Origin of the sequence: Brevibacterium sp. 1718 (genome assembly GCF_051131255.1) — a bacterium.
Classification (GTDB): Bacteria; Actinomycetota; Actinomycetes; order Actinomycetales; family Brevibacteriaceae; genus Brevibacterium; species Brevibacterium sediminis.
The window spans coordinates 3,250,529-3,271,463 of sequence record NZ_CP186550.1; the positions used below are offsets into that span (position 1 = coordinate 3,250,529).

At 57.8% G+C, this 20,935-nt stretch carries 14 protein-coding genes; 3 read left to right on the forward strand and 11 right to left on the reverse strand.

Going from position 1 to position 20,935, the window contains the following annotated elements; all coding sequences use genetic code 11:
* The first annotated feature begins 11 nt into the window (after positions 1–11).
* Both ACOZ9V_RS14595 and ACOZ9V_RS14600 read left to right on the forward strand, forming a co-directional pair.
* On the forward strand, positions 12–1,823 hold the full coding sequence (locus tag ACOZ9V_RS14595; RefSeq protein ID WP_434591173.1) for a glycosyltransferase: 1,812 nt from the start codon (positions 12–14) through the stop codon (positions 1,821–1,823).
* Between the two features lie 247 nt (positions 1,824–2,070).
* Positions 2,071–3,333 (forward strand): hypothetical protein, encoded by a 1,263-nt coding sequence (locus ACOZ9V_RS14600; protein ID WP_181272143.1) that lies wholly within the window; start codon positions 2,071–2,073, stop codon positions 3,331–3,333.
* Positions 3,334–3,546: 213 nt separating this feature from the next.
* On the opposite strand, the gene ACOZ9V_RS14605 is transcribed toward ACOZ9V_RS14600, so the two are convergent.
* The 5 genes from ACOZ9V_RS14605 to ACOZ9V_RS14625 form a co-directional block, all read right to left on the reverse strand.
* Positions 3,547–4,908, reverse strand: coding sequence for a polysaccharide pyruvyl transferase family protein (locus tag ACOZ9V_RS14605; protein WP_181272144.1), 1,362 nt, complete (start codon positions 4,906–4,908; stop codon positions 3,547–3,549).
* 33 nt (positions 4,909–4,941) lie between these two features.
* On the reverse strand, positions 4,942–6,354 hold the full coding sequence (locus ACOZ9V_RS14610) for a polysaccharide pyruvyl transferase family protein (protein ID WP_181272145.1): 1,413 nt from the start codon (positions 6,352–6,354) through the stop codon (positions 4,942–4,944).
* A gap of 96 nt (positions 6,355–6,450) precedes the next feature.
* Positions 6,451–7,611, reverse strand: a complete 1,161-nt coding sequence (locus tag ACOZ9V_RS14615) for an NAD-dependent epimerase/dehydratase family protein (RefSeq protein WP_258233376.1) — start codon at positions 7,609–7,611, stop codon at positions 6,451–6,453.
* Positions 7,553–8,275, reverse strand: coding sequence for an IspD/TarI family cytidylyltransferase (locus ACOZ9V_RS14620; protein WP_181272147.1), 723 nt, complete (start codon positions 8,273–8,275; stop codon positions 7,553–7,555). Before ACOZ9V_RS14620 ends, ACOZ9V_RS14615 begins: the two co-directional genes overlap by 59 nt.
* The gene (locus tag ACOZ9V_RS14625; RefSeq protein ID WP_229664207.1) at positions 8,257–10,035 is read right to left on the reverse strand and encodes a CDP-glycerol glycerophosphotransferase family protein; all 1,779 of its coding nucleotides are present in this window, start codon (positions 10,033–10,035) and stop codon (positions 8,257–8,259) included. Before ACOZ9V_RS14625 ends, ACOZ9V_RS14620 begins: the two co-directional genes overlap by 19 nt.
* Positions 10,036–10,285: 250 nt before the next feature.
* Between ACOZ9V_RS14625 and ACOZ9V_RS14630 the strand changes: the two genes are divergently transcribed.
* Positions 10,286–11,578 (forward strand): CDP-glycerol glycerophosphotransferase family protein, encoded by a 1,293-nt coding sequence (locus ACOZ9V_RS14630; protein WP_181272148.1) that lies wholly within the window; start codon positions 10,286–10,288, stop codon positions 11,576–11,578.
* A 60-nt stretch (positions 11,579–11,638) separates the two neighbouring features.
* Here ACOZ9V_RS14630 and ACOZ9V_RS14635 read toward each other — a convergent pair whose 3' ends face one another.
* The 6 genes from ACOZ9V_RS14635 to tagD all read right to left on the reverse strand — a co-directional run bounded on the left by ACOZ9V_RS14635 (position 11,639) and on the right by tagD (position 20,847).
* Complete coding sequence (locus tag ACOZ9V_RS14635) at positions 11,639–13,525, reverse strand: glycosyltransferase (RefSeq protein ID WP_229664212.1); 1,887 nt, start codon at positions 13,523–13,525, stop codon at positions 11,639–11,641.
* A 59-nt stretch (positions 13,526–13,584) separates the two neighbouring features.
* The gene (locus tag ACOZ9V_RS14640; protein ID WP_181272150.1) at positions 13,585–16,242 is read right to left on the reverse strand and encodes a hypothetical protein; all 2,658 of its coding nucleotides are present in this window, start codon (positions 16,240–16,242) and stop codon (positions 13,585–13,587) included.
* A gap of 115 nt (positions 16,243–16,357) precedes the next feature.
* Positions 16,358–18,478, reverse strand: coding sequence for an acyltransferase family protein (locus ACOZ9V_RS14645; RefSeq protein ID WP_434591181.1), 2,121 nt, complete (start codon positions 18,476–18,478; stop codon positions 16,358–16,360).
* 163 nt (positions 18,479–18,641) lie between these two features.
* Positions 18,642–19,565 carry a glycosyltransferase family 2 protein gene (locus ACOZ9V_RS14650; RefSeq protein WP_181272152.1) on the reverse strand — a complete coding sequence of 308 codons (924 nt, stop codon included), beginning with the start codon at positions 19,563–19,565 and terminating at the stop codon, positions 18,642–18,644.
* The gene (locus tag ACOZ9V_RS14655; RefSeq protein ID WP_229664208.1) at positions 19,562–20,392 is read right to left on the reverse strand and encodes a CDP-alcohol phosphatidyltransferase family protein; all 831 of its coding nucleotides are present in this window, start codon (positions 20,390–20,392) and stop codon (positions 19,562–19,564) included. Before ACOZ9V_RS14655 ends, ACOZ9V_RS14650 begins: the two co-directional genes overlap by 4 nt.
* Positions 20,393–20,457: 65 nt before the next feature.
* On the reverse strand, positions 20,458–20,847 hold the full coding sequence (tagD, locus tag ACOZ9V_RS14660) for a glycerol-3-phosphate cytidylyltransferase (RefSeq protein WP_181272154.1): 390 nt from the start codon (positions 20,845–20,847) through the stop codon (positions 20,458–20,460).
* Positions 20,848–20,935: the final 88 nt, after the last annotated feature.

Below are 20,935 nucleotides of genomic sequence, written 5' to 3' on the forward strand. Positions count from 1 at the left end.
GTGGAGGAACGATGTTCTCACGGCGTAAGAAGTACCTGCCCGAGGCAACTGTCTACGGACTCATCGGCGGAATCCCGAAGACGTTCGGCGGCAGAACCGGTGTGTGTCTGCAGAGAGCTGATGCATTCGCAGAACTCGACGGTCGGCACGTCGAGATCCTGACGCTCTCCCCGCGGAACGACGATCCGGAGGCTCTGACCGCTCGGTTGCGCGGCGAAGGGAGGATCGGCAAGAAGGTCACTGTTCGCAGTGTGTGGGCCGACCTGAGGCGAGCCTCCCCGCACGACTTGGCGCAGATCGCGTCTCACTCGACGGAGTCAATCACCATCGATCCCGCCAAGCTTCCCGACTTCGACGGAAAGCCGGAGATCAAAGAACTGGATGATTCAGGAAAGACGCTTCGGTCCGATCGGTTCAGGGAGGACGGGTCCCGGTATTTCAGCTACCGCCTCGGCGGCGAAAACGAGACGAAGAGCGTTGCAATCTTCGACACACGTGGTCGACCCATCGCCCAGTGGAACGAGCAGTACGAACTCTACTTCGCATGGTTCGACTGGCTCATCGGCTCGGAGCAGGCGATCATCATCAACGACGGCCCTCCCCTGGCCCGCTACCTTCACCAGTACCAGCGGGAGAACGTCATCCTGGTGCAGACTATCCACAGCAAACATTCGGCTGACCCGACCAAGCGCTCGGAAAGGCTCGGATGGACCTATACGCCCGCGCTGAAGAATGTCGATCGCTTCGATCTCTTCGCCGTACTCACTCAGTCACAGCACTCTGACCTCACCGATCTGAACTACATCATGGACAATGCGGCGGTTCTTCCGAACATGACTGCCGCGACACCGATGCGCCGGATCAAGCCACGGTCACCGGGCACTGGTGTGATGCTTGCCCGAACCACGTTCCTCAAGCGGATCGACCACGCCATCACCGCTGTGCACAGTGCGAGGCAGTCGGGCACGGACGCTATCCTCGATATCTACGGAGTAGCGGACGAAGCGCAGGAGCCGCTGGAGACTCTCATCGAGGAATTGGACACGCATGGCACCATCGCTCTCAGAGGGTTCGACCCCCGCGCCAAGCAGAAGTTCGAGCAGGCGTCGTTTACTCTGCTCACCAGTGAATATGAAGGCCAGCCCTTGGTTCTTCTCGAAAGCATGGCTGCCGGGTGCATTCCCATCTCCTACAACATCAAATACGGACCTGCAGACATCATCACCGACGGCGTCGACGGATTCCTCGTCCCCGACGGTGATATCGATGCCATGGCCCGCCGAATCAAAGACCTCCACACCATGGACGAGCAGAAACTGATGCAGATGAGACAGGCCGCGATCCGGCGCGTCGGTGATTTCTCTCCGGAGAAGATCACCCAACTGTGGGGTGCCGCACTGACGCGTGCAGTATCGAACAAGCAACGACCGGCCGAAGTCGACGGGAACGCACGCCTGTCCAGCGTCAGAATCGAGGATGGAGAATTGGCTCTGCGGGTGGTGCTCGGCGGAGATGCTGCATCCGGTCCCGAATGGGCTCTGCTGTCGTGGACCGAGAGAAAGGGCGGACGATTCGGTCGACTGCCGGCCCGACTTGAGCAGGTCGACGGCGAGACTCAGGTCGTCACGACTGCTCACGCGGATGACTTCGCCGCCGTCGACCATGGGCACATCGACTTCTGGATCGATCTGAGAGTCGCCGGCCATCCCTGCAGGCTCCGCATCAAGGGGGCCGGCGACCTCGAACCCCAGCCGTTGGGCCATTTGGAGGTGTATGCGACGAGGTTCGGCAGCCTCAGCCTCCGGTTTCCTGCGCTCGACTAGTTTGCCCACTATCCATCCGGTCTTCTGCCTGCGGGAACCGGATTTTGCACTCTTGTCAGCCTTCGGCCCGCTGCCCCTCGGATAATCCGAAGGAACCTGCGCGAGGCTGCAGCACAACAAGCCACGGGAACCCAAATGAACAATGAGAGGATGAACACTGGGTTAAACTCCCATGGGACTACTGAATAAGTGCGAATCCATCAGCACTGAAATGCAAAGCGAGGTCAGAGCGGTAAGTATCCGATCGGTGGCGGTTCAGGACAATGACGAGGGTGTCTACGTCTCCGCTGAAATCACCATGCCGGCGGCAGAGGGCGAAGCATGGCTTCAGCTTCCTGAGGACACGAAGACTGACGAAGAGGCCGCCGCAGACGCTTTTTTCATCATCGGTTTGATCCTGGCGATCGGCAGCGACGGCGTACTGGAGATGGATCAGCCTGTCTCGAGTCGGCTCATCTACAACTCACAAGCCGCACAGGACATTCTTCGCACCTGGTACCCCAAACAGTTGGTTTCTGCCCGTCTCGAAGTCACTCCACGAGCGCAGGACAAGGCTCCGTTGCTTGAGAAGACCGTCTCCTGTTTCACCGGCGGAGTCGACTCCTTCGATACTCTCATCCGGAACGAGTCCGACATCGACGCACTCGTGTACATGCACGGCTTCGACATCCCGCTTTCGCGGACAGATGTCCGTGAGCCGACATCCGCACACCTTCGACAAGTGGCCGATTTTACGGGCAAACAGCTCATCGAGGGCTCCACGAACATTCGCAGGTTCCTCAATCGCGCCGGCAAGTGGCCCACTCTGACTCATGGCGCAGCCTTGTCATCGATCGGACACCTTCTGAGTGGCCAGTTCGGGCGGTTGATGATCCCTGCCTCTCACACCTATTCCGACACTTTCGCCTGGGGTTCACATCCCCTGCTCGACCACCTGTGGTCGAGCAACCGACTTTCGGTTGTGCATGACGGTGCCGGATCCACAAGGGTCGACAAGACCAAACGTGTGGCCAAGTATCCGGCGGCCAAAGAACATCTGCGCGTGTGCTGGCAGAACACCGGAAAATACAATTGCGGAGTCTGCGACAAGTGTGTAAGAACTATGGTGGCACTTTCGCTGAGCGGAGACCTGCCCGAGTTCAAAACTTTTGATTCCGAGATTTCTACCGACGCGAGCCGCAATCTCAAGATATCGGGGGTGAACAGCCTTTCGTTCGTGAAGGAGAATCTCGAGTTCGCCAAGGAACAGGGCGATACCGAAATCGAAGCCGCGTTGAACTATCTCGTTACTGATTTCGAGACTCGAAAGAAGTCGAAGAACGCTTCGGCGGAAGTAGCTTCACTGGAGCGGAGAATTGCTCCTCTCGAACGCAAACTGGCTCGCATGGAAACTAGTGTGAAAGCAACCAAGACCCGAGCAATTGCCGCGGAGAAGTCGGCGAAGAAGCTTCAGAAGATGCTCCCGATCCGCACGTGGACAAAGATCTCCAATGCACGGCACGGCAAGTAGACTCGCCGGTTGCGGCTTGAGCTCGAAGACTGAGCCACATCAGGCAGTCTAGAGATTCGTTTCAGGTCGGCAAAGTGAGAAGAGTGGTCCGCTTCTCGAACACATCATTCGAGAAGCGGACCACGCTTTTACTTCGAGAATCGCTCGGCTGCATATCAGGTGGCAGCGCAAAGATGTCGATTCACCTGACCCCAGGTAGACGCCTTTTCGCGGTCACGATCGGGTGACGAGCTTCTGCACTTTTCTCAACCCACGGACTACGCGCTTCCCAATCGAGTCAGGCGTTTCCGTCTTCGTTGAAGTCTTCGCAACATCCATGCTGATCCGCTGCTGGTAATACTCGTAGGAGCGTCGCAGCTTGCGTCGCATCTTCTCTTGGTACTGTTTCCGAGACGTCCCGGCGTAGGTCGGCATTTTCTCTCTCAATTCAGAGAGCGAATAGGCATCAGCCTCTGAATTCGGGGCAACGATGCCTTTCATGCCAGTGAACAGTGTCCTGTAGACGGACATCAGCGTATCTGGGTCTTTCGCAACGCCTTCGCTCATGGCAACGTCCAGCGCTTCCAGAACCCTTGCGGAATTCCAATCTGAATCCTCGAGCGCTCGTTCGGGGTAGCCCATAGACCGATAGAAGTCTGGCACTTTGAAGTTCCAATTCAAACCTATCGAAGGAATTCCAAGTGCAAATGATGTGATGCTGGCATGCAGACGGTAAGCGATAACTCCGTCGCACTTCTGCAGTTCGGCGATCAGCTCTTCGGGAGCGTTGAGGGTGACAGCTGCCTTCTTATTCGGTACTCCGTGGTACCGAACGAGTGAGTCGAGAAATATCTCGTCGGAGAAGTGGCCCGTGGTAAAGATCCTATAGTCGTCTCCGCGGGACTCCAGCTGACTGATGATGTCGAGCCAGAATCGACGCTGATCGGCTTCATTGAAATCGATGCCGTTGTCTTTGAAGATTCCAGCGCGGGTCACCACCAGACCGATGCACCTGCCTGAATCTGTCTGAGAACTTTCAGCGGGCCGAGAATCGACGCCGAATACCGAGTCCGCCAGAACCGCAGGGTCGGAAACGAGCGCGGTGGGAGTCTGGGTCCCCTCCACATATTTTGTCGCTGACTCCAGGTCATCTCGGGTCGTCAGTTGCCGTACTACGGGCAGACGGAGAGCCTGCTTCAGCTGCTGTGATCGTTCGTTGGTCTCCGAATACGGCTCCACACCGATGCTTGAGAAGAGCACCGGAACATCGTATTCAGCCGCAAGCTCCAGGGTTCGAATCGTCCGGAGATAGAAGCTCTGATAGCGATAGTTGAACAGAGGAGCACCCCCGAATACGATCACGTCTGCGCGAGAAATGGCTCGTCTCGCGGGTTCGAGGAGAGACTCGTCTCGGGTGCTCATGTACTTACGGCTGATGATGCTCGCGGCTCGGCTCCGAATCGTCAGCGACTTCGGATCGATTCCAAGGTTGCTCCCGACCGCTTTCAGCAGACTGATCACCGATGCCTCGATGATCTGATCACCGATGTTGTCCGAGTCGCGGTTGGTCAGCAGCAGCACTTCAGTGTTGGGCATTGGAACGGACTTTCTATCTTGGAGCGACAGGGTTCAGGCCTTCTGGGCTTTGAGCGCGAGTTTTTGATAGTTCTCGTATGTGCGACGGAACTTCCGGTTGACGCGCTCCCTATAGCCTTTGGGCCCGATCGCGACCTGCCGAGGCAGGCCGTCCCAGAGATCGTCAAACGCAAATGGCTCGGCTCCGGATTCTGGGGCAACCACACTGCCGATTCCGGAGAAGAGCGTGTCGTACACGGATTTGAGGAATTCGTAGTCCTTATTAACGCCCTCAGCCATTGCTGCTTCGATCACAGGCACGACGTCGGCTGCAGTCCAGCGTTCCGATGCGATTGCTCTCTCCGGGTACCCAACGGACTCGTAGAAGTACGGCACCTTGAAATTCCATGACAGGCCGACTGAGGGGATGCCTAGGGCAAAGGAGGTGATACTGGCGTGCAACCTGTAAGCGATGACTCCGTCACAGGCCCTCAGCTCTCGCAATAGTTCATCAGGCGTATTCACCGTCACCGCAGCTCGTGCGATCGGAATGCCCTTGTCCTTGACAAGCGAGTCGAGGAACACCTCGTCAGAGAAGTGGCCGGTGGTGAAGAGCTTATAGTCGTAACCGCGCTCCTCGAGCATCGCCATGGTGTCCAACCAGAACCGGCGTTGATCCGATTCCGAGAACTCGATCCCGTTGTCGGCAAAGATACCGGCGCGGGTGACCACGAGCCCGATCCGCTTCGGTTTGGTTTCCGCGACCGTGGACTCCGTCGGTTTCGAGCTGCTCACCGCTGGGGCAGAATCAGCTGCCGACGGCTTTGCAGATGCGACAACACGACGGAGGATCCTCTTGAGCTTGCGTTTTGCTCGCACTGGTATAGACGGCACCGGTTTCGGCGCGGGAGCCGGCTCCGGTTTCTTCCGGTACACGATGTCGGCCAAGACTGCCGGGTCCGCCACATGTGCAACCGGGATATCAGTGCCTTCCACGTACTTTCTCAATGACTCGACGTCGTCTCGAGTGGTGATCTGCCGGACGACGGGGACCGCCAAAGCTTCTTTGAGTGCGATACATTTCTTGTTTGTCGGATCGAACGCCTCGACGCCAATGCTCGAGAAGATGACGGGCACACCGTACTCCTGCGCTAGCTCAAGAGTCCTGATAGTGCGCAGATAGAAATTCTGATACTTGTAGTTGAACAGCGGAGCGCCGCCGAAGATGATCAGATCGGCAGCAGAGATGGCGTCTCGCGCCGGTTTGAGCAACTCTTCATCTCTGGTCTTCATATATCTCTTCGAGATGATGCCTGCAGCGCGACTGGAGATCACAAAATCGTCAGCGGTGAATCCGAGATTCTTCATCACCCCTTTGACAATCGAAATCACCGTGGCCTCGATGATCTGATCTCCGACATTGTCGGAATCACGATTCGTCAACAGCAGGATTCGAGTTGGGCTCATTGTGGTTCAGGTCTCCTCATCACCGGGGCGAACTTCGCCATTATCGAGATTGTGGCATGAAACGCCATCCAAAGTTCGGACCGTGCGTCCGCAAACTCATCTGCGGACGAGGGGCCCATCCTCGAACGATCTGATTGTCCGGGAGACTCCTTCGGACAACGACGTCGTGGCAGCCCAGCCGAGCATCTTGAGCCGACGCGAGTCCAAACCGAGTGAAGCCACTGGAGAGTAGGAACGGCCGTCCTCTGGATTGGCGAAGTCCAGTTCGAGATTCATCTCAGGTCGAGCCCCGGCAAAAGTCTCGGCGAGCTCACGGATACTGATATTCCCTGAGGGATCGGCGACGTTGTAGACCTGTTCTTCGCCCAGCAGATGCGCAAAGAACAGCCCCTCCACTGCGTCGGCGACATAGGTATAAGTCCGCGTCGCAGCGCCAGCGCTCATCATCCGGACATTGCGTCCACGGACGACATCTGCCAAGAAGTCAGCCTGTACCCGGCCGTCGTCGAGTGCCATGCCTGGGCCGTAGATGTGCCCGAAGCGCAGGCTGAGGCCCCGAATGCCGAACTCGTCCGCATATGCGGCGAGAGCGGTCTCAGCGATTCGCTTGCCCTCCGAGTAACTGGCCCGGGGAGCGAAATGCTGGAGTGTTCCCTCGTCGTCCTCACCTATGAGTTCGCTGCCCGCGACCGCACCATAGACCTCCGACGAGGAAAGGAAAGCGAATGACTTTCCGCCTGCTTCGACTAGTGCGTCAAGAAGGTTGATCGTACCGAGGGTGTTCGCCTTCAGCGTGGTCACCGGCGATGATTTGTGCAGACTCGGACGAGCCGGAGAGGCTCCGTGGAAGACAATTGAGAACTTCCGTTCGAAACGGCGAGTGTCGATGACGTCGCCTGCTAGCAATGTGAAGTCAGAACGGTCAGGGGCAGATCCGAAGCGCTTCTCCGCCTTGGCCGGGTTCCGGACCATTCCTGTGACGTGGAGTCCGAGGTCATAAGCGTCGTTCGCGGCCAGCAACGAACCCACTATGTACATCGGGATCATGCCTGAGGCCCCGGTGACGAGAATCTCTGCCTTCCGGAACTTCTCCCATGGCAACTCTGCAGCAGCGATTCGGGCGACGTCGTCAGCGAATACAGGTGTATCGAAGAGAACGACGTCCGTGGAGTCTGCGTCGGAAGCGATTGTGCGGTCCTCACTCGCCACCGAAAGCCTCCCTGTCTTCGATGAGGGTGAGGAACGTCCGGCAGACATAGTAGTCCGAGGCCGTGGTGATCTTGATGTTAGTCCGCGGACCTTCCACTCGATGAACGTCATAACCAAAGCCGTTCATCAAGGTACAGGTATCGATGGAATCGTTCTCACCTTCGGCGACAGCACGATCGTATCCGGCAAGGACATCCTTGAGCGGGAATGTCTGAGGAGCCTGGGCCGTCCACAGCGGGTCCCGCGGAATGACCTCTTTGACTCCCTCGCCCTCTTCGACGACGACGGTTTCCGTCATCTTGGTGCATGTGACGGCCGAACCGAACTCGCGTGCACTGGCGATGTTCCTCGAGACAAGATCAGCGTCGATGAGCGGACGTACACCATCGTGGATGAGCACGATGCTGTCCGGGTCGTTGTGTTCGGCGACGACCTTGAGAGCGTTATGTCGTGATTCCTGACCGGTCGATCCGCCGTCCACGATCCATTTCACTTTGTCGAGCTCGTACCGCTTGACGAGGCGTTCCAGGTGTTCCCGAAACTGCGGAAGAATGGCCACGGCAATGGCATCGATCTCGGGATGCTGCTCAAAGATGTCGAGCGTGTGCACGATCACGGGTCGGCCATGAATCTCCAGGAACTGCTTCGGACGGGAGCTGTGCGCCATACGAGCTCCGACGCCTCCTGCGAAGACTACTGCGATGTTTGCCATTGGTTCTCTTCGTCCTCTTCCTCGGTCTTGTAGCTGCTCTCGGAGTCGTTGTCTGTCGGCTCGTTCAGCTGGTCCTCTTGGCCGGGCGCACCCGGATCTTCCTCACCGACACGTTCGGTGATCTCTTGCTCTTCGCCTTCGGTGGGCACCTGCGGTTCCGAAGCAGGCTCGCTGAGGATGAGGGAGTCGATCACCCGGTCGGAATTGTGAGTGTCCACATAGTCGAAATTCTCTTTGACGAATTCCTTCGTCTCCTTGTTGCTCAGTTCAGGCGCGCGGATGAGCTCGGCCAGTTCATCGAATGTAGTGGCGATCTGTCCGGGAGCAGCTTCGCGATAGTCTTTGTGCATGCCTCGGGTTGCCGAATACGTGTCGAGGTCGTAGGCGAAGAAGATCATCGGACGCTCAAGCAGCGAGTACTCGTAGATAACAGAGGAATAATCCGTGATGAGTACATCGGAGATCAGCATCAGGTCATTCGTATCGGGATATGCGGCGACGTCGATCAACCGGTCGCTGAACTCCTCCGGAATGGGTGCTGGATCCGGCACGAAATGGTGCTGACGGAACAGAACGACCGTATCCTGACCGCAAGAATTGTAAAGTTCGCGGAAATCGATCTGTTCATAATCGTAGTGAGCATCGCCTGAACCACGGCCCCGGAATGTGGGAGCGAAGAGGATCTTTCGCTTGTCCTTTGCCGCCGGGAAATCAGTCTCGAAGTCGACGAGGACTTCCTCGGCACGCCCCTCGCGCAGGAACCCGTCGATCCTCGGAAGTCCGGTTGCGATGACAGCCTCTCGCTCGATTCCAAACGCTTCGCTGTACACGTCGCGCAGATGCTGGGATCCGCAGATCGCGTAGGAATAGAGACGATGCGCGTTCTTCAGATTCGGCGATCCATATTGCCCGAATCGGCTGTAACCCACTGATTTGAACCCGCTGCCAGCGTGCCAGAGCTGGATGATCTTCTGCTCGTCTCGATTCCCCAGATCTTTGAGGATGGCGAAGTAGTCGTCGATGAGGATCGTGTTGGCTTTGCCCATTTCCCAAGCAAGGGCGAAAGCGCTCTGGCGGCTGCTCGTTCGCCCCGTACGGAACGAATAGCCGAACTTGAACTGAGAGTCGAGACCCCGTTCGAGCATACGATCGTGGACAGCTTTGAGATTGCCCTGCATATTAGGACGGGCTTCGGACGCGAACAGGATATTGCTTCCGTCAGACGGCCGTTTGTGCGCGGAAATGGCGAACACAGTCCGAAGAGCCTTCCGTTTGGTCTTCGTCCACCTTTTCCGAGCCTTCGACTTCAAACGTGCCATGGTCGAAGACGGCTTCTTTCCGGAACGACCGAATGAGTAGGTTCGCATGAGGAAGTAGGGAGCAGCTTCGTCGTCCGAAATGCCAAACGTCACGGTGTAAGCAGAAAAGTTCTTGTTGTAGACGAAAGCTCGAGACGCGTCGCCGAGTTCTTCGGCTCTTCTCAGCGGATACGAGGCCGGGTGGTTCTCCTCGCCTCGGCGAGCGATGAGGTAGTAGGTTCCGTTGGGAACCTGTGCTCGTCGATTGAACTGCGTGACATTGATGGTCAGCCGATAGCGCCCCTCCCCCATCGGCTCGGACCGGACCGGAAGCTCCACTTCGTAAGGACGCGAGTTCGGTGTAAGAAAGAAGGAGTCAGGCGCTTCGCCGGAAAACCTGACGACAAATGTCAGAATCACTCGTTCCCACGAGATTCTTTCAATAGTCAGATCATCTATCACGAATGCCCCTCACGCGCCCCGGCATTGCACTACCGACGTGCTCCATTTACCACCAGTTAACGTTGGTAGCCTAGCAGTTCGCTCAGCAGCCACAGAACTTGCTGGCGCGCTCGGCCGCTGTCATCCGTGTCCGAGCTGAAAAGTTCCTACCATCGGGCGGATCACGATAGTCTGGATCGGTCTGCCACTGACGCCTGCGGGGTCACGCCGGCACCTCCGTTCCCCCAAGACACGAGGAGTTCGAACCGTAATGAACCCCCTCCGCACAGTTGCTCGCAACGCACTTCGCTCACGTGCTTGGAAGAGCACAAGTCAATGGATTCGAGGCACGGAGCGATGGAACCGACTCGAGGACGAGTACGACGGCAGCTACGTCAAGGCCGAGGTGGTGGTCTATTTCGGTGATCGGAGCTCGAAGTTCTATCAGCTTGAGCAGTGGATTCCCGTGCTTGAGGAGCTCCACAAAACGCATAGGGTCGTCTTGGTCATGCGTAAAGGCTCCGCTCTGCTTCGGACACTTGAGACCACGAACCTTCCCGTGGTGTTCAAACGCAAATTCGACCCGTTGCACACCTTTTATCACGCCAACGACTTCACGTTGGCGCTCTATGTCAACAACGGAATGACGAACTTCCAGTCGCTGGCCTTCGCCCCGATGGTGCATGTACACGTCAATCACGGTGAATCGGACAAGCTGAGCATGGTCTCCAACCAAGCCAAGTCCTACGACAAGGTGTTCGTCGCCGGCGACGCCGCCATCGAACGGCACCGCAGAGCACTCATCGATTTCGACGAGTCCGCCCTCGTCAAAGTCGGACGACCACAGCTCGACATCGAGCGTACCGTGGAGCTGGAGCCCTCAAACGCGCGAACCATAATGTATGCGCCCACGTGGGAGGGTGAGAACGAATCCAACAACTACACGTCCGTCGATCTTTTCGGTCCGCAGATCGTCGAAGCGGCATTGCAGTTTCCCAATGCCCGAGTGATCTACAAACCGCATCCCCGAGTTGAGACATCCAACGACCCGGCAATGACTGAAGCGAACGCTCGGATCCTTGAACTCCTCGAGGCGGCTAACGATTCGATCTCAGACGAGTCCATGCAACATCAGGTGCTCATGCAGGGCGATATTCTCGCGATGTTCGACGCGGTCGATCTGCTCGTCACCGATATCTCCAGTGTCGGGCTCGACTTTCTCTACCTGCACCCCGAGAAGCCGCTTGTACTGACGGATCGCCGCAATGACACCATTTCGCTCAACGCCGAAGCGCCGATCAGTCGCGCCACTCCGATCATCGACCGAACGACGGCCGACGGTTTGGACCTGATGTTCCAAGCGATTCTGTCCGAGGATTCGGCTGCGGAGGCCCGTCTCGATCTTCGTCGTCACTACTTCGGCGAAGGAGGGAAGGGAACATCGACAGTCCTGTTCACCGAAGCAGTGTCGAAACTGATCGCCGCTCGTACAGTCGACCTGGAGCACTTCCATTCCGATGACAGCATCAACGCCGAGTCCGAGGACGAATCCACCAGCGAATAGAAGGCGGCGGTAAGCAGCTCCACCTGGCGGCGGTTTCCCAGTTCAGGGTGGTTGTTCTTGCTACGCTGATTTCACAGGTCGTACCGAGAGGTTCCCGTACTTCGTGGAATACCATTCCCACTGCCCTGTCCGCATTGCACGGAATCCTTTAGGGAGTCGAATCCTTCGCTTCGACTCCCACGGGCTGCGGGGCATTCGGAGATAGACGTCAAAAGTCTCCCCCATCGCTTCAGAGAAACTTTCGAAGTCGACGTCGAATGACACCGCATGTCGTCTGCCCAACCGGCCAGTGGACGTCAAAGAGCCTCCACACACGAAGAAGGTATTGACGTCGCGTGCAGACACGACCATCTCCACGTTTTCTCTGACGTCTCGACGGAGGTCGGCGAATTCGAGTTCGATCCGACAGCCTTCAGACAAGCTCTCACACGTCGCTCTTTTCACTGCGACAGGAGAGCCCGATGATTGGATGAGATCATCATAGACCTGCGCCACCGGCAATTCCTCGATGACCGATTTCCAGCGCCGGTACCCGGCTTCAGGCAGATAATTCTCGACTGTATCCATGGCAGAGCTGCGCATCACCGAAACGGAATCTGCGCTCAGAGAGAGAAATTCCTCGATCTGATCGGCCAGGGCCTCGACATCGCTCATCGGCGTGATGAAACCATTGCGCCCCTGCTCGATCAAGTCACGCGGCCCGTAAGTGATGTCGTAGACAATCGGAATGCACCCGGCGCCCATCGACTCCATCATCGACAGCGGAAGCCCTTCACTCGTGCTCGTCAGCATGGAGAATGAAGCAGACTTTAACCTGTCGGGGACATCGTTGACGTAGCCAGCCAATTCCACTCGATCGCGAACATCGAGAGCATCGACGAGGCGTTCCAGTCGGTCTCGCTCCGGTCCCTCCCCCAAAATGGTCAAAAAGACGTCGACTCCGCGGTCACGCAGTTTCGCCACCGCCCGTATAGGATGGTCCACACGTTTGAGCTCGATGAGGTTGGCGATCATCACCGCCTTGTTGATCGGCCGTTCTTTCGGGGCCTGCGTCAGCACCGACCCGGCCGGCAGTTCACCGGTCAGAAGTCTGATGTTGTCGTCAGTGAAACCGATGGCGCGAACGGCATTCGCCTGCTGACGTGTCTGAACACCCACCACGTCGAAGCGGTCGAAGTTGCGCACAGTTTCAACTCTGCGAGGAAGCACCTGGCCATGGTCGCCATTCCACGGATGGCGAAGATGAGTGCCGTGGAGGAACAGAACGAGCGCGAAATTCCGATTCGAGATCTCGTGGATGAACTCGCTGACCTTCTTGTCATCAACGATGACGACAGCGGGTTCTTTGTTCACAACTGACTTGATCCAGGAGTTGTAGAAATCTCGTGGACGTCGCCACTCTGTCATCGGCGTTCCGTCCAGCGAATGGAGGATGAACCTTCTGCCCAGTTTCGGATCCCGGATGTCCGCGACAAGAAGACTTCCGTCTTCCCTGTAGTAGTGACGACGGATGATCTTGCCGCTGCGCGCGTCACGGACCGCATCGTAGAAAGAGGTGATGTTCTCGATTTCACCGTCCACATCCGGAATCGGACTCCGCGGCTGCTCGCCCGCGAGCTGCGAGAGTTCGTGGTCGGACCTGTTGCGCAGATCCTGCCAGATGTTCACCAGATCGACGTCATCGCGCATGCGTCCCGACGAAATCAATCCATCTCGGATCTCATCTGTGTCCATTCGAGGGCTGAACGTCAGGATTGTCTGCGACAAGGTCTTCCCGAAGCTCTGGAAGCTGCGAATACGGCGAAGCGCCGCAGTCGTCATCCCACCCATAGATTCAGGGATCCACCACAAGACGTTGTAGACGTGCACTTCATCGGTTCCGAGCTTGTGGTCGGACTCATTCCGGACCCGAAGGTTGTCGTTGGCGTCATACGCCTGTCGAGCCATGAACTTCACAAGTGGTACCCTTCTCAGCTCTGGTCGTGCGTCGGTCTCAGCGGCACTGATCAACGTGAAAGTGCCATACGACCATAGTGGCGTGTCTGACGACGCCAGTTGACGAGCTTAGGGCTGTCCGAAGTCTCCCACTGTGCACGTACGTTCCACTCGTCGCCGATGTCAGAGTACCGCCCACAGATGATCATCTGCATTGCATCAACATAGCTCAGCTTGAGGTCATCCATCAGACCGATGATCTTGCTGACGAGATCTTCGCTGCGCAGCTGGCTGAGGTTGAGTACGGCAATCTGCGGGTCGAAGGGAACGAAATCTTCGGTGAGGCCGGCATGACTTGCGAAGACGAAGTTGAGTGCTCCGACATGATCGTCGCCGAATGAGCTTGCGATCCTCCTCATCAGAGTGAGACCGCTGGAGCGGTTCTTCCTCACATCATGTTTAGCGGCGATCAGTGCTGTCCCGAGGTCAGCCTTCGAGAGCTCCACGATGTCTGCGGAGAACTCGCCGGCTGCGGGAACAACTACGAGGCGTTCATGGTCCGGGAACAGCACCGGAAGCAGAGCCTGTGCCAGGTCGTTCTCGTTCGTGATGTCTGCATAGGACAAAGCGCCCAAGCTCTCGACGGTTCCCAGCGAGAGCTGTGCCTGGATCTCGGCGACGACTTCTGCACTCGCTGCTCCTGACGGCAGCCAGATGCGGTACCGTCCGGAGGCATGGGCGTCGATGGACTTGATGGCCGTAGAGACCAGAGATTCTTCGCCTTTCTCGACGGTCATGAAGACGTCTGCGACCTGTGCTTCGGGAGTTGCCTTGTTCACCTTGCTCACTGCCGCATCGATCGCAGTGCTGTCTCCGATGGGAAGCTCAGCTGTTGCCAGATACTCATCGGCGGCGGCCATGTCGTCCGCAGTGATCTCTGACCACTTCGAGTAGACCTCGTCTTCCGAAGCTCCAGTCGCGATGAGCGGGATCATTACGGACAGTTTGTCCAGGATCCCGTCCCGGATGGCGTCGAACTCGTTCTCGTCGATGCCGATCAGCCCACCGAAACGTGAATCCGATTTGTTCTTCGGTTCGAAATCGACCTCAGCACCCACCGACCGCGCGGGCAGGTTCGCATGGAGCCGCGAGGTGAGAACTCGCTTGTATTTGTAGGCGTAGTCGGCGACCCAGTTGCGAGCAAGTTCCAGGTTCTCGGGGAAGCTCTTGTCACGGATCGCAGTGACTGTCTGCTTCTTCTTCGGACCTTTTCCACCCTTGGTCCAATCGATTCGCAGCGTGCCGGACCGGCGGTCAGTCGGCGGAGCAGGAAACAGAGTATCGACCGTGGTGGTGAGGCAACCGGAGAAGAATGCCGGTACACCGACCGCTCTGAGCACCGCGACCGACTGCCAGTCACGGCATCCCACCGGGCCGTACTTCTTCAGGTAGTCGATGGCGTCGGGGGTGAGCATCTCCGGGTACCGGACGAAGACTGAGAGCAGAATCGGCCGCAGGTTCGGGTGGAACGGGATGTTGAATGACTTTCCGAAGATGTCGTGCATGTACCAGCCGAAGGCGATGTACCAGGTGTCTTCCGGAATGTCCTGATAGACGTTGCCGTCCCTGTAGACCTCGACGAGGTTGAGTTCAGCTTCAGGTCCAGCGTACTTTCGTTCCTCTTTGACTGATTTGCGGAACTTCTTGAAAAGCTCGGTCAGCCCCTGGTCACCCGAGAAGCTGAGGTTTTTGTACCGCAGAAGATGACCGATCGACGCAATCGTTTGGATGTAGTCGCCGATGTTGCGTGAACGGATCCCCGGCTGGTCATAGCTGAGCACACCGAAGTTGCGCTTGCCGACTGTGGTCGGGAGAGGCTCGAGGTGCTTTCCGCCCGGAAGCCAAGCGAGCATTCGGTTGAGCTCGTAGCGTACCGCCGAGTCCATCTGATCCGACGGCCTATCGAGACGTGCCTCGACGAGGGTGCGCACATGGTCGAAGGCTCCGATGCAGAATGCCGATTCAGCGGTGCGCAGCACTGCTTTGTCGCTCCAACGGTCGGTTTCGCCGGTTTGATTCGAGTGGTCGAGAAGCGGCAGAGCCTCCTGCCCGAGTGTGTCGATCGCAGTAGGAAAGTATTCTTCGGCTGCGGAGACGATGATGTCGCGGTCGTCGATCTTCTCAAACTCGGCCCACGCCACTTCCGGGTCTGATGATCGCTGATACGCCATTCCGAGGATCACTCTGCCTGCTTCCTCGGTCGACACGTGACTGCGCAGATTCAGTCCGATGGACACAGCCTCCGCCAGGTATCCCTCTCCGACGATCACTCTCCCCGCGTCAACAACTGATTCCCCGAGAGCTTCACCCTGTGCCAGTGCTTCCGAGAGCGTCGCGTGAGCCTTGACGCGAGCCAATTGGCGCGATTTTGCGTCGACCTCTCGAGCTGAGGGTGCAACGGTCCAACCGTTCGTGTCTTCCGCCGTCTTGCCTTTGAGCCCTGAGGCCAGCGTCTGATACGCGCGAGCGGTGTCCGTCGCAATCTTCTTCGCAGAACCGCCAGACTTCCCCGCTCCAGCTCCCCCGGCGGCACGTTCACGCACGTATTTCGTTCCCGAGGCGCGCTCCACCACGGGCAGGGCTCTACGGGCGATTCCGTGGACGACTGGCTTCACCAGTTCGCGTCCCTTGCTGAAGTATCGGTCGGCGGCGTTTCGTCCAGTGGTCACTCGTTCGTTCCTTTGCAGAGGTTTCGGTGATCGGTCGTTCGTAGCAGTCGGTGGTCAATAGCAATCAGGCACACGGTATACGACTTGACTGTCAGTTCGTTGAACCGCAGTGGTCTCAGTTGAAGGTGCCGAGGCCCGTCTTGCGGAGGCTTGCGTCGAATTGCGGGGCAAGAGTCTGAGCATAGGTCGCAGTAATGTGCGCGGTGTCGAAATAGGTGATGACGCCGCCGATGACAGGCTCGCAGCGCCCCTCGGGGCAGAACCAGTCTTGGGGGTAGATGACCGACATTTTCTTCGAGTCTATGGTCTTCGCAGAGGCGGCGAGCGGGTCCATCCAGTGCCATGATTCCGGAGTTCCAGAGCACTCTTCGAGGTCGTCTTCGTGCTTGGCAACGCAATCCGGCACGGTGACACCTGCCCCGCCTGGGTATGGGGTATCCCGAATGACAACAACATCCAAATCAGCATCGACCCAGCGCTGCAGGATCTCACGATGTCCTTCAGGCGCCTTCTTCTCTGTTTCCTCCCAGTCCATACCCTCCAGCGGCGTGGACTGCCGCTCGGAGGTGATGACTGCGTCGAAGCCTCCTTCGGTCGTTCTCTTCGATACCCAATCGGCGTATTCCTGACACCCCTTGGTTTCGTCCGGCGTCGAAAGGTCCTGAGGCAGGGTAGAAATGCTGCAGTTCGAGGCGAGGAAAGTGGTGATCGTCAGATCATGCTCGTCCGCCAAGCGCTCGAGTGTCGGCAGCCAATGACCGGCATGCGAATTTCCAACCAGCGCGACATGTTTCGACCCGTCTCCATAGGTGCACTCCGGTTTGCTCGCATATGGTGCACTGGCCCAGCAGCCATCGGCATAGGCTTTTGACTTGTCTTTCTTCGCCGCAGCGGGCTCCATCTGCAGCGAGTCCTTGTCTTGGCAATTGGGGTTGTCCTTGGCGCTGGGAAGGAGAATCCCGGCGCCAAGGCAGGAGTCGGGATCGTCCAACTGGGCCTGCAGTTTGTCTTCGTTCTGCTCGACGATGGTGTTGGCGATGACCATCTGGCTGAGCCCCAGGGCCGCGACGAGAGCCATAGCAAGTGCCGCGAACGCGAAGGTCTTCTTCGAACTGCTGAAGAACGACGACTTGCGGAATCGGTTCTCGACCCAGGTTGTCGAGGCCCAGGCAGCGATGATCGAGACCAAGATGATGGCGATATTGTCCAGGACGCCGAGACTCTCCGAGCGTCCAAGCTTGGCCGAGAGGTATGGCACGAGGACGATGAGGGGCCAATGCCAGAGATAGACGGAATACGAGATGTCACCGAGGAAGCGCACCGGACGCAGTGACAACAGTGGAAGCACAGACGCCCGGCCCCGGGAGTCGGCGAGGATGACGAGTGCAGTCGATACCACCGGGACCAACGCGATGTAGCCGGGGAACGGCATGTCCGCGCGGACGAGGAAGGTGGCCGCCACAATTCCGGCGAGACCGATCCACCCGAGCACTGAACTGAATGGAATCCGCTCGGGTCGAACATAGAGCACAAAGACGGCGACGAGGCCGCCGGTGGCCAGTTCCCACATCCGGGTCGGAGTGATGAAGTAGGCCATTGCAGGTTCGTTGGCGGTGTACCAGACAGAGAAGACGAACGAGGCAAGGAAGATCCCGAGGACGGTGAATCCGACGAACTTCTTGGACCGTCCGAGTTTCGTCCCTACGAGAAAAGCCAAGCCGATGATCATCGGCCAGACGAAATAGAACTGTTCCTCGACCGACAGCGACCAGAAATGCTGAACGGGCGACGGAGCATTGTCCGCAGCCAGGTAGTCGACGCTGGATACGGCAAAGTCCCAATTGACGACGTAAAGCCCCGCGGAAAGGATCTGGCGTCCGGTATCGGCCCAAATCGATTGTGGAGCAACGAAGAAGGTTGCGATGCCGACGAGGAACAGGACGAGCAGCGACGCCGGCAGCAACCGCCGGACCCGCCGTGCCCAGAACTTTGCCACGTCTCCCCAACTCTGTGGCGGAGACTTGATGAGGTGGCTAGTGATCAGGAAGCCGGAGATGACAAAGAAAACGTCGACACCGACGAACCCGCCGACGAACCGATCGGGCCACAGGTGATAGAGCAGAACGATTCCCACGGCCAGGGCTCGCAGCCCCTGGATATCGGAACGGAATCCCGAGGTTTTGGGCACGCTCGACCTCTGTGGGGAGTTTTCAGCGACGGGGGCTGTCGACTGCATCAATCGGCTCCACTCAGTTTCTCAGCCGGTTGGTTCGGACCCGACTGCGGTCCCTGTCATTACTCGCTTCTTTCGTACGCGGCAGTCAGCATGTTCCCCGGAGGCTCCTCCAATTTGATTGCTGCTGTATCGGGGCGCACCGTTCCGCCGTAGCGGCGTGAGGTCACACGATGGGCGGCCGGCCGTGCCGGGACATTCGAAGTACACCTCTTCTTGACAGCTTCTGCCGGTCTTCGTCCTGACCCCACGGGTCGAGACGCCATCCGGCACGCCATCCTTCCATCCACGCTTTGAGTTGGTGTGGCTTGTTGGCCCACTTGAAGAACTGCATCAATGTCCATGAACCCACATAGGCCCAGCTGAACGGCCACGGCAGATTACGCCGCGCCAGCCAAACTCGGTTTCTCGCATTCATGTAGAAGTATTCGTCGTGGCGCCTCGGGTCGATCACCGGGTGGGCGACGGCGAGGTCACCCATGTACCAGACGATGTAGCCGGCGTCCCAGACTCGCCACGCGAGTTCGATTCCCTCGTGTGCGTACCAGAATGGTGCCGGCCATCCTCCGCACTCGTCGAAGGCTCGACGCTGCATGCAGACTGCGCCTTCCCACACCGAGAACACATTCGATGAATGGTCGGCGCTTCCTTTCTTCAGTCTGGGAATCCATCGTTTCGGTGCATCTGGCCCACCGGGTTCCTCGACCCTTGGCTGGATCAGCCCGATACGCGGTTTTGTCCGCATCAGTTGGGCCATACGCATCAGCGACGTGTCGTCCGGCAGCCATGCGTCATCGTCGAGAAAGAACAGGAACTCGCCGTCGACGTGGGGGACTCCGGCATTGCGACCTGCAGGGATGCCAAGGTTCTCCGGGAGCCCCAACTTCTTGACTTGGTCCGGGATGCCTTCCGGCTCCCAGCCGTTTCCTACGCAGACGATATCGAGATCGACGCCCTTCTGCGCCAGCAACGACTCGAATCCTCGGTTGAGATCGTCCAGTCGTTTGCCCTGGCTGAGAACGACAACGCCGAATGTGTAGCGCCTATTGTCTTCGAATCGCTGGGAAAGGATCCGCGATGACTCGCTCATGACAGCCTCCTCGATGCCATGATCGACATGAAATGCCCGATAACGGAGAGCAGGCACAGCGGAGCCATGATGAGGACGAGACAACGTTCACCGAATAAGGGCTCAGATCCTGCCGATGCTGCTATTGCTGTGACAATGCTCGAAGCCAGTGCCATCAAAGACATCTCTACCGAGTGGAAGATTCGGTGGAAAGGCACGAACCGAGCGATTCGTTTGAGTGTGGAAATGACTCCCGGGTTGAGCGCGGTGGCTTCCTTCGAGTCCGCGAGCTTATCGAGTCCATTGAATGCACGGGAGACATGAACCATGTCGTTGAGTGCTTTGTTCAGAAGCACCAACCCGGCAAGGACCGTTCCGGCAAGCAGGAGCGGGTAGGACCCAGCGGGGTCGTCGATGAGATTGTTCCACTCCCCCACAGCTCGGATTCCGAGTGCAACTGCGACCAGCCCCTCTGTCGTATAGTGGCCGACCTTATCCAGAAACACACCTTTGGCGCCGCTGGTTCCGCGCCATCGGGCGACTTCACCGTCACAGCAGTCAATGTACATCTGGACTTGAGAAAAGAAGACAGCAAGGATCGCTCCCCAGATGCCCGGAATCAGAAGGCTGAAGGCGATGCACCAACCGGCCAAGATCATCAGGCCGGTGACACCATTTGCGCTGATCCTCGTGCGCACGAGCAGCATCGTGAAGTAGATCGAGATATGGCGGAGGTAGAGTTGCGCCGACCAGTGTTCCGCGTTCTTGCGACTGCGGACCTCTATCGGCTGTGCTTTCGCCCGAAGCTCCGACAATGTCGGATGTTTAGCCGAAGACTTTTCGGGCACGTCCGTTCCTCTCAGATCCATCGATGATGTCCAGCAACGATAGCGCGAAGTTCGCGCCGTTGCTGTCAGGACTTGCCCAGCTCGCTCTTGATCCGCGTCGTCGAGATCTCGGGAGTGCGCGGCAGATAGACGACTTCGCATTTCTCCTTGAGGAAGTCGAACTCTCCTTCCCAATCGTCACCCATGACAAAGGTGTCGATGTGGTATTTCTCCACGTCGGTCGACTTCTGCTCCCAATTGTCTTCAGGAATGACGAGATCGACATAGCGGATCGCTTCGAGCATGTGCTTGCGCTCTTCATAAGAGAAGTACGACTTCTTGCCCTTACCCGCATTGAACTCATCGCTCGACAGCGCAACGACCAGGTAATCGCCCTGTTCCTTGCATCGTTGAAGCAGCCGAATATGCCCATAATGGAGCAGGTCGAAAGTTCCGTACGTGATGACTCGTTTCATTGCTGATTCCGTCCAGAGGTCAAAGCTCACCTCGTGAGCCGCAGAATTAGTTCCGCGTTAGTTTATCATTCTGTTACTTAAAGTTAAG

Coding starts and splice junctions, on each gene's coding strand:
- ACOZ9V_RS14650 (WP_181272152.1), bottom strand. CDS start 19,565: ATGAGCGAGTCATCGCGGATCCTTTCCCAGCGATTCGAAGACAATAGG.
- ACOZ9V_RS14620 (WP_181272147.1), bottom strand. CDS start 8,275: ATGGCAAACATCGCAGTAGTCTTCGCAGGAGGCGTCGGAGCTCGTATG.
- ACOZ9V_RS14630 (WP_181272148.1), top strand. CDS start 10,286: ATGAACCCCCTCCGCACAGTTGCTCGCAACGCACTTCGCTCACGTGCT.
- ACOZ9V_RS14605 (WP_181272144.1), bottom strand. CDS start 4,908: ATGCCCAACACTGAAGTGCTGCTGCTGACCAACCGCGACTCGGACAAC.
- tagD (WP_181272154.1), bottom strand. CDS start 20,847: ATGAAACGAGTCATCACGTACGGAACTTTCGACCTGCTCCATTATGGG.
- ACOZ9V_RS14615 (WP_258233376.1), bottom strand. CDS start 7,611: ATGTCTGCCGGACGTTCCTCACCCTCATCGAAGACAGGGAGGCTTTCG.
- ACOZ9V_RS14635 (WP_229664212.1), bottom strand. CDS start 13,525: ATGGCTCGACAGGCGTATGACGCCAACGACAACCTTCGGGTCCGGAAT.
- ACOZ9V_RS14645 (WP_434591181.1), bottom strand. CDS start 18,478: ATGCAGTCGACAGCCCCCGTCGCTGAAAACTCCCCACAGAGGTCGAGC.
- ACOZ9V_RS14595 (WP_434591173.1), top strand. CDS start 12: ATGTTCTCACGGCGTAAGAAGTACCTGCCCGAGGCAACTGTCTACGGA.
- ACOZ9V_RS14610 (WP_181272145.1), bottom strand. CDS start 6,354: ATGAGCCCAACTCGAATCCTGCTGTTGACGAATCGTGATTCCGACAAT.